The 13,039-nt window shown below is 61.5% G+C and carries 13 protein-coding genes, 1 tRNA gene and 2 pseudogenes; 11 read left to right on the plus strand and 5 right to left on the minus strand.

Going from position 1 to position 13,039, the window contains the following annotated elements; genetic code table 11:
* The first annotated feature begins 432 nt into the window (after window positions 1–432).
* Window positions 433–1,692, plus strand: coding sequence for a tryptophan synthase subunit beta (trpB, locus tag K3557_RS02155; RefSeq protein ID WP_259997381.1), 1,260 nt, complete (start codon window positions 433–435; stop codon window positions 1,690–1,692).
* Between the two features lie 56 nt (window positions 1,693–1,748).
* On the opposite strand, the gene K3557_RS02160 is transcribed toward trpB, so the two are convergent.
* The 3 genes from K3557_RS02160 to ychF all read right to left on the minus strand — a co-directional run bounded on the left by K3557_RS02160 (window position 1,749) and on the right by ychF (window position 3,871).
* Window positions 1,749–2,069, minus strand: a complete 321-nt coding sequence (locus K3557_RS02160) for an antibiotic biosynthesis monooxygenase (protein WP_259987239.1) — start codon at window positions 2,067–2,069, stop codon at window positions 1,749–1,751.
* A gap of 152 nt (window positions 2,070–2,221) precedes the next feature.
* Complete coding sequence (locus K3557_RS02165) at window positions 2,222–2,599, minus strand: DUF2237 family protein (RefSeq protein WP_259997382.1); 378 nt, start codon at window positions 2,597–2,599, stop codon at window positions 2,222–2,224.
* A 174-nt stretch (window positions 2,600–2,773) separates the two neighbouring features.
* Window positions 2,774–3,871, minus strand: coding sequence for a redox-regulated ATPase YchF (gene ychF, locus K3557_RS02170; protein WP_259997384.1), 1,098 nt, complete (start codon window positions 3,869–3,871; stop codon window positions 2,774–2,776).
* A 206-nt stretch (window positions 3,872–4,077) separates the two neighbouring features.
* Here ychF and K3557_RS02175 point away from each other — a divergent pair, with 206 nt between their 5' ends.
* From K3557_RS02175 to K3557_RS02210, 8 genes and pseudogenes are all read left to right on the plus strand, one after another.
* Window positions 4,078–4,575: an acyloxyacyl hydrolase gene (locus K3557_RS02175; protein WP_259997386.1), complete on the plus strand. Its 498-nt coding sequence runs from the start codon at window positions 4,078–4,080 to the stop codon at window positions 4,573–4,575.
* A 93-nt stretch (window positions 4,576–4,668) separates the two neighbouring features.
* Entirely contained in the window at window positions 4,669–5,460 is a 792-nt protein-coding gene (gene trpA / locus K3557_RS02180; RefSeq protein WP_259997388.1) for a tryptophan synthase subunit alpha, read from the plus strand.
* 141 nt (window positions 5,461–5,601) lie between these two features.
* Entirely contained in the window at window positions 5,602–6,768 is a 1,167-nt protein-coding gene (locus tag K3557_RS02185; protein WP_259997390.1) for an alpha-hydroxy acid oxidase, read from the plus strand.
* Window positions 6,769–6,894: 126 nt separating this feature from the next.
* Window positions 6,895–7,530, plus strand: coding sequence for a 50S ribosomal protein L25/general stress protein Ctc (locus K3557_RS02190; RefSeq protein WP_129371936.1), 636 nt, complete (start codon window positions 6,895–6,897; stop codon window positions 7,528–7,530).
* Between the two features lie 136 nt (window positions 7,531–7,666).
* Entirely contained in the window at window positions 7,667–8,908 is a 1,242-nt protein-coding gene (locus K3557_RS02195) for an FAD-binding oxidoreductase (protein ID WP_259997391.1), read from the plus strand.
* 76 nt (window positions 8,909–8,984) lie between these two features.
* The gene (gene pth, locus K3557_RS02200) at window positions 8,985–9,662 is read left to right on the plus strand and encodes an aminoacyl-tRNA hydrolase (protein ID WP_259997392.1); all 678 of its coding nucleotides are present in this window, start codon (window positions 8,985–8,987) and stop codon (window positions 9,660–9,662) included.
* Between the two features lie 16 nt (window positions 9,663–9,678).
* Complete coding sequence (locus K3557_RS02205; protein WP_259997393.1) at window positions 9,679–10,599, plus strand: nucleoside hydrolase; 921 nt, start codon at window positions 9,679–9,681, stop codon at window positions 10,597–10,599.
* Window positions 10,600–11,080: 481 nt separating this feature from the next.
* Window positions 11,081–11,488: pseudogene (locus K3557_RS02210) on the plus strand (integrase core domain-containing protein); the annotation flags it as partial.
* 16 nt (window positions 11,489–11,504) lie between these two features.
* Here the strand turns inward: K3557_RS02210 and K3557_RS02215 are convergent.
* The gene (locus K3557_RS02215; RefSeq protein ID WP_259997394.1) at window positions 11,505–11,738 is read right to left on the minus strand and encodes a hypothetical protein; all 234 of its coding nucleotides are present in this window, start codon (window positions 11,736–11,738) and stop codon (window positions 11,505–11,507) included.
* A 115-nt stretch (window positions 11,739–11,853) separates the two neighbouring features.
* Between K3557_RS02215 and K3557_RS02220 the strand changes: the two genes are divergently transcribed.
* Window positions 11,854–11,943 (plus strand) — tRNA-Ser (locus K3557_RS02220).
* A gap of 300 nt (window positions 11,944–12,243) precedes the next feature.
* Window positions 12,244–12,516 carry a hypothetical protein gene (locus tag K3557_RS02225; protein ID WP_259997395.1) on the plus strand — a complete coding sequence of 91 codons (273 nt, stop codon included), beginning with the start codon at window positions 12,244–12,246 and terminating at the stop codon, window positions 12,514–12,516.
* On the opposite strand, the pseudogene K3557_RS20545 reads toward K3557_RS02225, so the two are convergent.
* A pseudogene (locus K3557_RS20545) lies at window positions 12,502–12,933 on the minus strand (recombinase family protein); the annotation flags it as partial. The gene K3557_RS02225 and the pseudogene K3557_RS20545 overlap by 15 nt on opposite strands.
* Window positions 12,934–13,039 lie beyond the last annotated feature (106 nt).

Genomic DNA, 13,039 nt, shown 5'->3' on the forward strand with positions numbered 1-13,039 from the left:
GATGCATCGTCCCGTGTCTTCATCTTTCCAAAAATACTCACTACGCGACCGCGCCTAGCTGGTATGCCTTCCGGGTGTTGCGCAGCCGGCGCACGCTGCCCTCATGCCGTCTTAAACCCGTTCTGCCATGCTTTCCCCTGATCGCGGTCACCCTGGACCTGACACTTCCGGCACTTAGGAACAGGGCCTCAATCATTGGGGGCGTGCAGAGACAACGTATAGCACGCGGGCGAATACACCCGCCCGCCTCCGCTTGTTGGCAGCGCCGCCAAACTTATCCTCTTAATTTTCAGGACCAGCAGCAAGCGGCGGCTATCAGACATTCCGGCAGGGCATCGGCCTTCGCCGGATGTGCCTGCTTGCTTGAACCCCTCTTTACCAAGGCAGCGGGGCGCTATAGTCATTGCGGGCGCTGCGAGAGAGGGAAGAACCATGGCCGACGATCTTTTCAACAGCTTCATGAACGGTCCGGATGAACAGGGGCGTTTTGGCATCTTTGGCGGACGGTTTGTCTCGGAAACCCTGATGCCGCTGATCCTGAGCCTTGAGGCCGAATATAACCGCGCCAAGGACGACCCTGCCTTCTGGGCGGAGATGAAGGATCTGTGGACGCATTACGTTGGCCGTCCCAGTCCGCTCTATCACGCCGAGCGTCTGAGCACCGAGCTGGGCGGCGCCAAGATCTATATGAAGCGTGACGAGCTGAACCACACCGGTGCGCATAAGGTGAACAACGTGCTGGGCCAGATCCTGCTGGCACGCCGTATGGGCAAGACACGGATCATCGCCGAAACCGGTGCCGGCCAGCACGGTGTGGCGACTGCCACCGTCTGCGCCAAGTTCGGCCTTAAGTGCATCGTCTACATGGGCGCCCATGACGTGAAGCGCCAGGCGCCGAACGTGTTCCGCATGCGCCTTTTGGGTGCTGAAGTGATCCCGGTCACCTCGGGCCGCGGCACCTTGAAGGACGCAATGAACGACGCGCTGCGCGACTGGGTCACCAATGTGCGCGATACCTTTTATTGCATCGGTACCGCGGCAGGTCCGCATCCGTATCCGGCGATGGTGCGCGATTTCCAGTCGATCATCGGCAAGGAAGTGCGCTGGCAGCTGGCCGAGCAGGAAGGCGAGGGCCGTCTGCCGGATACTGTGATTGCTGCGATCGGCGGCGGTTCCAACGCCATTGGCCTGTTCCACCCATTCCTGGATGACCCCTCGGTGAAAATCATCGGCGTGGAAGCGGGCGGCAAGGGTGTGGATGACCGGATCCAGCACTGCGCCTCCCTCACTGGCGGGCGTCCGGGCGTGCTGCATGGCAACCGCACCTATCTGCTGCAGAATGAGGACGGCCAGATCCAGGAAGGCTATTCGATTTCCGCTGGTCTCGATTACCCGGGCATCGGCCCCGAACATTCCTGGCTGCATGAATCGGGGCGCGCCGAATATGTCTCGATCACTGACAAGGAAGCGCTGGAAGCCTTCCAGGTCAGCTGCCGCACCGAAGGCATCATCCCGGCGCTGGAGCCCAGCCACGCGCTGGCCCATGTGATGAAGATCGCGCCCAAGCTGCCGTCGGACCACATCATTGTGATGAACATGTGCGGCCGCGGCGACAAGGACGTGTTCACCGTTGCCAAGCATCTGGGCTTTGATATGTCCGACACCGAAGAAGGCCGCAGCTTCGAGGAGTAACGGCAACAACCCGGTAACACAAAAGGCGCCCCGCAGGGCGCCTTTTTCTGTTCGGGTCAGGCCTCGTGCAGGACGGTCTCGAACCCTTCGAACTGCGGATGGCCCAGGATCGGGCTTTCGCCTTCGCGCTTGCCCGCATCGCGGTGCGCAGCACGGAACTGTTCGGATTTGGTCCAGGCCTCAAAATCTTCGCGGCTGTCCCAGATCACATGGCTGGAATAGAGATGGTGGTCTGCGCCTTCCGGGCCTTTCAGCAGGCGGAATTCGCGGAACCCCTTCAGCTCTTTCAGGCGGCTTTCCCGCTGTTTCCAGATGGTCTCAAAATCGGCTTCGCGGCCCGGGCGGATCTTGAAACGGTTCATGGCGATGTAGCTCATGCAGGAGCCTCCTTGTCGGTGTGGTGAAATGCAGGGAGGCTGGCGCAGGCGAGGGGCCGGCGGGCTGGCTTGACGATGCAATAACGGTTTTTCCCGCTGCCGGTCAATCGGGGAGGGCAATCGGGCAGGTCAATCCAGCAATCCGGACCGGTTCAGGCCGGATCGGCGGCATAGCTTTGCAGAATGCTGAGCGGCACAATCTCCAGTGCCTGCTGATGGGTGGCTTCCAGATGCACCTTGGGGGCGCAGCCCTCATCCGCTGCCTGCAGGAATCGTGCCGCGCACAGGCACCAGCGGTCGCCAGGCTGCAGGCCGGCAAAGCCGAACTCGGCCCGCGGGGTCGACAGGTCATTGCCGACGTATTTGCTGAACGCCAGGAATTCCGCAGTCATCACCACGCAAACTGTATGGCTGCCCTGATCCTCGGCGCAGGTGTTGCAATGCCCATCGCGGAAAAATCCGGTCACCGGCGCAGTGGAGCAAGGCGCCAGCGGGCCGCCCAGAACATTGATGCTGTCGTCTTTTTCCATGAGGTCCGTCCTTGGCGCGTTCAGGGTTAAGGATAGCGCGTTTGCGCCGCCGGTCCCGTAGGTTCCGGCTTGAAATGCCTGGTTTGCACAGGATTGCCCCAACTGGCTGTAAAACGCAAACCGCCCGCCAGACGGGCTGGCGGGCGGTTGAAAATCAAGGCTGCAATCCCCGGGTTACTTGCTGAACAGGAAGTGCAGCACATCGCCGTCTTTGACGACGTAGCTTTTGCCTTCCGCCCGCATCTTGCCGGCTTCCTTGGCGCCTTGCTCGCCATTGCAGGCGATGAATTCGTCATAGGCGATGGTCTCGGCGCGGATGAAACCCTTCTCGAAATCACCGTGGATCACGCCGGCCGCTTGCGGCGCTGCGGTGCCGCTGCGGATGGTCCAGGCGCGGGCCTCTTTCGGGCCGACAGTGAAATAGGTTTCCAGGTGCAGCAGCTCGTAACCTGCGCGGATCAATCGGTCGAGACCGGCCTCGGCCAGGCCCATCTCCTCCAGGAACATCTGGGCTTCGTCGGCGTCCAGCTGGCTGATCTCTTCCTCGATCTGGGCCGAGATGATCACATGGGAGTTGCCCTGCGCCGCGGCCATTTCGGCCACTTTGGCAGAATGCGCGTTGCCCTCAACCGATTCCGATTCGCCAACGTTGCAGACGTACAGCACCGGCTTTGTGGTCAAGAGCTGCAGCATCTTCCAGGCCTTAGCGTCATCGGCGTCAACCTCGACCAGACGGGCGGGCTTGCCGTCTTCGAGCATCGCCTGGGCCGCAGCCAGCAGCCGGTCCTGCTGCAGTGCTTCCTTGTCGTTGCCCTTCAGCTTGCGCACCAGATTGGCGCGGCGTTTCTCGATGCTTTCAAGGTCCGACAGCATCAGCTCGGTCTCGATCACTTCGGCGTCAGCAACCGGGTCGACACGGCCTTCCACATGGGTCACGTCGCCGTCTTCAAAACAGCGCAGCACATGGGCAATTGCATCTGTTTCGCGGATGTTGGCCAGGAACTGGTTGCCCAGGCCCTCGCCCTGCGACGCGCCCTTGACCAGGCCGGCGATGTCGACAAATGTCATCCGGGTCGGGATGATCTGCTTGGAGCCGGCAATCGCCGCCAGCTTGTCCAGACGCGCGTCCGGCACGCCGACCTCACCCACATTGGGCTCAATCGTGCAGAACGGAAAATTGGCCGCCTGCGCCGAGGCGGTTTTGGTGAGCGCATTGAACAGCGTCGATTTACCCACATTGGGCAAGCCGACGATTCCCATCTTAAAGCCCATACCGGCCTCCTGATACCACTTGGGAGCTGCTTCTAGGCAGCATTGAGCCTGCACGCAAGGCAAGGATGGCTGACATATGTGCCACAATCTCTCTCTGTGCGGGGTCGCACAGTGAACCCTCATATTGCTTTTTCGTGAGGTGACTAGGAAAAGCAGCAAATTAAAATATCTTGGTGCAAAGAAAATAATTCTGCGAGGGGCTAGAAATGAAACAGACAGCTATGCTGGCAGCCGCGTTTTGTGCTGCCGCAGCCATGCCTGCCGCCGCCCAGGAAGTGACGCTGGGGCTGGGCTATTCCAATTATTCCCGTGCGGGTTCCGAAGACAGCGCGCTGTTTGCAGCGGAGTATCTGCATGCGCCGTTCCACGAGGGGCGGCTGCTGTCGACCCGGTTCGGCGCGGTGCTGGAGGTGCAGGAAACCGGCGATGTGTTCGCAGGCGTCGGCATCAGCGGCGTGGTTGACCTGAAGAACAACTGGTTCATTGAGACCAGCGTGATGCCGGGCGCTTATCACGAAAGCTCGCTGGGTAATGATCTGGGCTCTACCTTTGAAATCCGCAGCCTGCTGGCGGTTGGCAAGCGGTTTCACAATGGCAAGGCGGTGTCGCTGGCGCTTAGCCACAAATCCAACGCCTCGACCGCGGACCAGAACCCGGGCGTGAATTCGCTGACGCTGCGCTGGCACATTCCGCTGAACCGCTGACCGGTGCATTCCCGGGCCTGCGCGCGGCCCGGGATTGATTTCCCGCGCAACATTCGGCACACCATGGCGGAAACCTGAATAAAAGGCCCGCCCATGACCCGCATTGATGCCAAATTCGCCGACCTGAAAGCCGCCGGAAAGAAAGCCTTTGTCACCTATGTGATGGCGGGCGACCCCGACTATGACACCTCGCTGGAAGTGGTCAAAGGGCTGCCGGGCGCCGGTGTGGACATTATCGAGCTGGGCCTGCCGTTCACCGATCCGATGGCTGACGGGCCGACCATCCAGCTGGCGGGTCAACGCGCGCTGGACGGCGGTATGACGCTGGAGAAAACACTGCAGCTGGCGGCAGATTTCCGCAAAGGCGACGACACCACGCCGATCGTGCTGATGGGCTATTACAATCCGATCTATAACCGTGGCGTGGATACCTTTCTGGAAGACGCCAAGGCGGCCGGCATAGACGGGCTGATCGTGGTGGACCTGCCGCCGGAAGAAGATGACGAGCTGTGCATCCCGGCGCAAAAAGCGGGGCTGAACTTCATCCGCCTGGCCACCCCCACCACCGATGACGCGCGCCTGCCCAAGGTGCTGCAGAACACTTCGGGCTTTGTTTATTATGTGTCGATCACCGGCATCACCGGCGCGGCAGAGGCCGAGGCCACCGACGTCGGCCCCGAGGTTGCCCGCATCAAGGCGGCCACCGATCTGCCCATTATCGTGGGCTTTGGCATCAACACGCCCCAGAAGGCGCAGAACATCGCCACGATCTCGGATGGCGCCGTGGTGGGCAGCGCCATTGTCAGCCAGATCGGCGCAGGCAAGTCGCCGGATGAGGTGCTGGCATTTGTGAAGTCCCTCGCGGATGGTGCGCATAAAGGCTGAGGTTCTGCAGCAAACAGGTTTGAAAAGCCGCGCCTTCGGGTGCGGCTTTTTGCGTCTCAAGGGGTGCGGCAATCGCGGCGTTGCCTTTGCTTCGACGAATTGGTAAGAAAACTTTACCACATGAGATCGGGAGAGAATCCAGTGCCGGTGATCACAAATATCAACGACCTGAAGCGCATCTATGAACGCCGTGTGCCGCGGATGTTCTTTGACTATGCCGAAAGCGGCAGCTGGACCGAACAGACCTTCCGCGAGAACACCTCAGATTTTGAGCAGATCCGCCTGCGCCAGCGGGTGGCGGTGGACATGACCCGGCGCACGACCGCGGCCCGGATGATCGGCCAGGACGTGGCGATGCCGGTGGCCTTGGCGCCGGTGGGGCTGATGGGGATGCAGCACGCCGATGGCGAGATCAAGGCGGCGCGGGCCGCCGAGGCATTCGGCGTGCCGTTCACGCTGTCCACCATGTCGATTAACTCGATCGAGGAAGTGGCGGAAGCGACCTCCAAGCCATTCTGGTTCCAGCTTTATACGATGAGGGACGAGGACTATATCCGCCGCCTGATCCAGCGCGCCAAGGATGCCAAATGCTCGGCGCTGGTGATCACGCTGGACCTGCAAATCCTGGGCCAGCGCCACAAGGATCTGAAAAACGGGCTGTCGGCGCCGCCCAAGCTGACCCCCGCGACCATCGCCAACCTGATGACGAAATGGACCTGGGGCTTGCAGATGCTGGGTGCCAAGCGGCGCAATTTCGGCAATATCGTCGGCCATGTGCACGGCGTTTCCGACACCTCGCAGCTGGGCGCCTGGACGGCCGAGCAATTCGACCCGGCGCTGGATTGGGGCAAGGTCGAAAAGCTGATGGAGCTATGGGGCGGCAAGGTGATCCTGAAAGGGGTTCTGGACGCCGAAGACGCGAGGATGGCCGCCAAACTGGGCGCCGATGCCATCGTTGTGTCGAACCACGGCGGGCGGCAGCTGGACGGCGCGCTGAGTTCCATCCGGATGTTGCCGGAAATCATGGATGCTGTGGGCAGTGACGTCGAGGTGCATCTGGACAGCGGCATCCGCTCTGGCCAGGACGTGCTGAAGGCACTGGCGCTGGGCGCCACGGGCACCATGATCGGCCGCGCCTTTGTTTACGGCCTGGGGGCAAGGGGCCAGAAGGGCGTCACCGAGGCTCTGGAAGTGATTCGCAAAGAACTGGACACCACCATGGCACTGTGCGGCGAACGTTCAGTTGATGGTCTGGGGCGTCATAATCTGCTGGTGCCGCAGGATTTCGGCGGGCGCTGGCAGGAATAACGCGGCACCGGAACCGGGCAGGGGGCTTTGCCCCTTCCCAAATTGCCGCAAGCGGTCTATAGGCACGGCTTCACGCGGGGTGACAGCCTTGGAGGCACTCCGCCCTAGATACATTGGAGAATTGACATGGCAAAAGAGATTCCTGATCTCGTCGCCGAAGTACGTGCGGGGACGGGCAAGGGCGCCGCTCGCGCTGCGCGCCGCGCAGGCATGGTACCGGGCGTTGTTTACGGTGGTGACGTGGATCCGGTTGCGATCCAGATCCCGTTCAACGTTCTGCTGAAAAAGCTGAAAGCCGGCCAGTTCAAGTCCACCCTGTGGAACCTGAAGGTCGAAGGCCAGGACGACGTGCGCGTGATCTGCCGCGACGTTCAGCGTGATGTGGTGAAGGACCTGCCGACCCACCTCGACCTGATGCGTCTGCGCCGCACCTCGAAAGTCAACCTGTACATCCCGGTTGAGTTCATCAACGAGGACGAAGCACCCGGCGTTAAAAAAGGCGGCATGCTGAACGTGACCCGCCCCGAGGTTGAGCTGGTTGTGACCGCTGGCGACATCCCCGAGAAGCTGGTTGTCGATCTGGCAGGCCTGAACATCGGCGACGTTGTCACCATCTCGTCGATCGAGCTGCCGGCCGGCGCCAAGCCGACCATCGACCGCGACTTCGTGATTGCCAACATCGCATCCCCGGGCGGCCTGACCGCTTCGGATGACGAAGAAGGCGAAGAAGGCGAAGCCGAAGCAGTGGCTGCCGAAGAATAAGAACCGCGCCCATCCGGGTTTGGTTTGCGGGCTCCCATCTGGGGGCCCGTTTTTGTTTGTCCGCCCCGCGGGCAAGTGATTGACTTTTCCCTGCGCCACTGCCCCATTTCCGCCCGAGGACAGGGGAGGGACGGGCATGGCGGATTTTGACATTGCCATAGCGGGCGCAGGCGCGGTGGGGATGAGCTGTGCGCTGTGGGCGCAGATGCGCGGGCATAAGGTGCTGCTGATGGACCCGGAGCCGCCCGGATCCGGCACCAGTTACGGCAATGCATGCACCCTGGCGACCTATGCCTGCCTGCCGGTGAATGACCCGTCGGTGCTGACCAGCCTGCCGCAGCTGATGTTCTCCAGGGACAGCCCGCTGTCGTTGTCTTATGCCCATGCGCTGCGCAATCCGCGTTGGATGCTGTCCTTTCTGGCCAATTGCCGCGCCGCACCTTCGCGCCGGATAGCGGGCCATCTGGCGGATCTGCTGGCCCATGCCGATGCCGGAATAAACCCGCTGATCGAGGCCGCAGGCGCCGGCGATCTGGTGGTGGAGCGCGGCCAGCTGTCGGTGTGGTCCGCGGCAGCAGCGGCTGATGCTGCCACAGCAGGGCTGGAACGCCGCCGGGCGCTGGGCGTGCCCTGGCGCGAGGTTGACCCGGAAGAAGCGCTGGAGATGGAGCCGGGCCTGCACCTGCCGGTCAAACGCGCGGTGCATTTTCACGCCGCCCGGCACTTGCGCGATCCGCTGGAATTCATCACCCGGATGCATCGGGCCTTCACGGAACTGGGCGGCACCACGCTGCGGGCCAAGGCGGAGATGGTCCGGGCCTCGGACACAGGGGTGGAACTGCAGGCAGGCGGGCAGAGCCTCACCGCCGGCCACGCGGTGATTGCCAGTGGCGCGTTCTCCACACAAATCAAGGGCGCGGGTACGCAGAAACTGCCGCTTGGCACCGAGCGCGGCTATCATGTGATGTATGAAAGTGAGGGGCATCGGGTGACGCGACCCGTCGGCTGGGGTGAAGCCGGGTTTTATGCGGTGCCGCACGCGGAAGGTTTGCGGCTGACCGGCACGGTGGAGATCGCCGCGCTGGACGCGCCTGCAAACCCGCGCCGCCTGGACTATCTCGTCCGCAAGGGGGCAGAGATGCTGGGGGAGCTGCCGGACCCGGACAGCGACTGGCTGGGCTACCGCCCGACCATGCCGGACTCGCTGCCGGTGATTGGCCGCAGTCCGCAGTCGGACCGGGTGATCCACGCCTTTGGCCATCAGCACATCGGCCTGACCCTGGGCGGCATCACCGGGAGGCTGGTTGCCGATCTGGCGGAAGGCCGGCAGCCCAATATTGATCTGGCGCCATTCGCTGCAGACCGGGCCTTTGCCTGACGCTGGAGACCACTGGATTCCGGGCGTCAAATAGGGCATCAAACGGGTCTACTGAAACGCAGATCGGGCAGAACCCATGAAACTCTTTGTCGGCCTTGGCAATCCCGGCCCGAAATACGAGCGCAACCGCCATAACATCGGCTTTATGGCGCTGGACAATATTGCCGGCGATCACGGGTTCAGCCCCTGGAAGTCGAAGTTCCAGGCGATGATCTGCGAGGGCAATCTGGGCGGCGAAAAAGTGCTGCTGCTGAAGCCGCAAACCTTCATGAACCTGTCCGGCCAGTCGGTGGGCGAGGCGATGCGGTTCTATAAACTGACGCCTGCCGATGTGGTGGTGCTGCATGACGAGCTGGATCTGGCGCCGGGCAAGGCGCGCATCAAGCAGGGCGGCGGCCATGCCGGCCACAATGGCTTGCGCTCGATCCATTCGCATATCGGCGCGGACTATGCGCGGGTGCGGCTGGGGATCGGCCATCCGGGCCACAAAGATGCGGTGGCGGGCTATGTGCTGCGTGACTTCCCCAAAGCGGATGAGGGCTGGCTGGACGATGTGATGCGCGGCATCTCGGACGGCGCGGCGGACCTGGCCCGCGGCGATGGCGGCAAGTTCATGAATGCGGTGGCCCTGCGCGTGGCGCCGCCGCGCAGCTCCACCACCAAGCCCAAGGCGGAGGCGAAACAGCCCGCCAAGGCAGAGCCGGCGCCCGACACCCGCTCAGCGATGGAAAAGCTGATGGACAAGTTCAAGTAAGCCGGGAGGCAAGCAGATGGTGAAACTGATTATCGACACCGATCCGGGCATCGACGATGCGATGGCGATCTTCTATGCCGCCGCGGCGCCGGATATTGATCTGCTGGGTCTGACCACGATCTTTGGCAATGTCACGACCGCCACCGCCACCCGCAATGCGCTGCGCCTGCTGGAGGCCGCCGGGCTGGATGTGCCGGTGGCCGGCGGCGCCACCACACCGCTGGTGCTGCCGCCGTTCAAACCCTCGGCCTATGTGCATGGCGAGGAGGGCTTTGGCGATATCCCCGCCGCCGAGCCTGAGGGCCGGGCGCTGAACGAGGAGGCTGCGGATTTCCTGTGCCGCATGGCGCGCGAGCACAAGGGCGAACTGGTGGTCTGTCCGATCGGACCGCTGACGAACATTGCGCTGGCAATGCAGCGCGACCCGGAGTTCATCGGGAACGTCAAATCCATCGTGGTGATGGGCGGCTCGCTGGAAGAGGGCGGCAATATCACGCCCCACGCCGAGGCCAATATTTATCACGACCCGCATGCGGCGGACGTGGTCTGCCAGGGCGGCGCCAAAGTGGTCTTTGTGGGGCTGGATGTTACCCACCGGATCCTGTGCCGGCCGGAGGATTTTACCGCCATCGCCGCCAAATCTCCGGACCTGGGCGGCATGCTGCAGCAGATGTCGCATTTCTATATCAAGTTCTACAGGGAGGTTGCGGGCCTCAACGGCTGTTCGCTGCACGACCCGGCGGCGGTGATTGCCTGTACCCACCCGGATCTGTTCGCAATGCGCGACGTGCCGCTTGAGGTGTCCTGCGAGGGCGAAACCTCCGGCGCGACCCTGGCTGCACCGGACAGCGGACGGGCGCCGGTCAAGGTCTGCATGACGGTGGAGGCGGATGCGGTGAAATCACTGTTTCTGCGGCGCCTGGCTCTGTTGCCCTAAGCAGGGACCGGACCGGGGGGAACTCCACTGTTGGGCTCTGCCCCCTGAAAACTGGACCGTTTAAAGCTGGAGTTTCCCGAAGAGAACCCCCAGCTGGGAGAGTGAGGCGGATCAGGAAACAGTCCAGAGGACTGTTTTCCCGCTGAACCGGAAACGCCTGAAGGCATCAAAGTTCACGGACGCGCAGAAGGCGTTCATCATCAAGCAGACGGAGGACGGCAGGCCCGTTGCCAAGGTTTTCCCAATATCGATGCAGGCCCTCGGCCCGATTGAAGGCGCGCTTCGGTACTCTGTGTGGCCACCGGCCAGAGCTGCCTGGAATCTGCTGAAAACCCAAAACGCTCGACAGCCTTGCGGTTTCAGATTGCCGTTCCCTCAGATTGGTGTTCGAGGCCAACGTATGCCCCCTCAAGGGCGCGCACCTGCCAGTTGCTGACTGTGACGTTTGATCGTTGATGCTCATAACCAGCCCTCCGTTCTCTGTCTTGCCATCCGTGTGGATCGCAAGCTGAACTCAGGCACCGTCATCGATGTCTTGAGCGGCCTGTTCATTCTGCGCGGGGTGCCGTCGTTCATTCGTTCAGACAACGGTCCGGAGTTTGTTGCTCAGGCCGTCCAGAACTGGACCAAGGCTGTTGGCGCGAAGACCGCATACATCGAACCAGGGTCTCCATGGGGGAACGGATATTGCGAGAGCTTCAACGCACGGTTCAGGGACGAGTTCTTGAACGGCGATATCTTCTACAGCCTGCGCGAGGCGCAAATCCTCATCGAAGAATGGAGGAAACACGACAACACCAAACGCCCTCATAGTGCTCTGGGCTATCGCCCACCGGCGCCGGAAACCATCGTCCAGATGCTCCTGGCCGGTTATGCTGCAACGGCGTAAGATCTCACGCCGCCTCTCAGCGAAAACAGCATCCGTTCTTGCATGTGGTAAAAGAGCCAAGGTGAAGCGTGATGAGATCACCGCGCTCGCCGATGCCCACCAACGTGGTGTCGAGGATCGCGAGCGCTTCTTCCATGGCAGCGCTCGCCTTGGCGGCTCTCATTACGGCTGGAGCAGGGGGAATCAATTTCAGGCCGGTTGCCGTGAACATCATGCGAACACGGCAGCACGGGTTTTGCACGCGAATCACGTGCAGTTCCGTAAAAGTTCCCGGAAAATCGGGGAAATCTCCCTGTTTTTCTGGCGTGGCAAAAATTTAAAAAAACGCCTTGTTTCTCTAGGCTCTGGCAAATATACGGGTCAGCGGAGACGTGGCCGAGTGGTCGAAGGCGCTCCCCTGCTAAGGGAGTAGGCCCGGAAGGGTCTCGAGGGTTCGAATCCCTTCGTCTCCGCCACTTACGAACAAAAGTGGGAGCTGTGGAAGCGATCGCTTCGCCGCTCACTATGGCTCGCTCAAATTGTGACCTGCGACCCAAAATCGTAGTTTGATCAGCACCTACTTTGATCTCGTCAATGATCGCCCGAAGGAATCCCCGCTTTCCTGCTATTGATGGCTGCGCAAGGGCCTCCTGGATCCCGGAAACAAACGCTGAGACCTTTTGATGGCTGACGCGAGCGTCAGGAGTGAGCTCAGCGGCGACCTGATCCCGTTCCCTTTGGGCGCGCAGGTGATGTTCCTTCGCTGACAGGAACCTTTGCTTGAAGTCTTCTTCGGCAAGGTCAACCAGCCCGTGCCGGATCATGTCGTACAAGGCGTCGAGGCTCTTCTTGGCCGCGTGTACTTCGGTGTCACGAGTTGCCAGCCGCTCCGCTTGATCCACTTCGGCTTTCTCTTGGCGTGTGCGCAATGGGCCGAGAAGTGCGTTCGCCTTCTCGGAGGTAAGCAGATCTTCTCGAACATGCTGAAGAACCAGTTCGTCAAGAGCGCCCATAGGTACACGATGCCCTCGGCACCCGGTTTTCCCTGATCGCATATGATTGGAGCAGGAATAATAGCGATAGCGACCGCCCTTTCCTGTTTGCGTGGTCATCCCATTGCCGCAATGCGGGCAAGCAACGAGACCCGTAAGAAGGACATCTCCGGTCACGACTCTCGGCGGGGTCTTCTTCGGATTCCTGGCATCAAGGAAATCGCGCAACTGCAGGAATTCATCTTCGGATACGATGGGCGGCACCCGCAGTGGGATTTCAACCCCACCGTTTTCTCCGCTGCGGAACGTAAACTCACCCGTGTATGTCCGATCGGTAAGGTGGCGATGAACACCGCTCAAGGCCCATTTCTTACCTCTTCTCGTGCGATACCCTCTTTCATTAAGCCAGCAAACGATTGCCTTGATGCCCATGGGTCCGGAAGACCCGTCACCCTTGTGGGCAAGATCGAACATGCGGCGCACCACGATTGCATCGGGTTCATCAATCACTAAGCCCCTTTTCCGGGTCTTTCCGCGCCGTTCGACTTCTACAACTTTGTACCCGAAGGGCGTGCTGCCG

Source organism: Leisingera sp. M523, from assembly GCF_025141335.1.
GTDB lineage: Bacteria > Pseudomonadota > Alphaproteobacteria > Rhodobacterales > Rhodobacteraceae > Leisingera.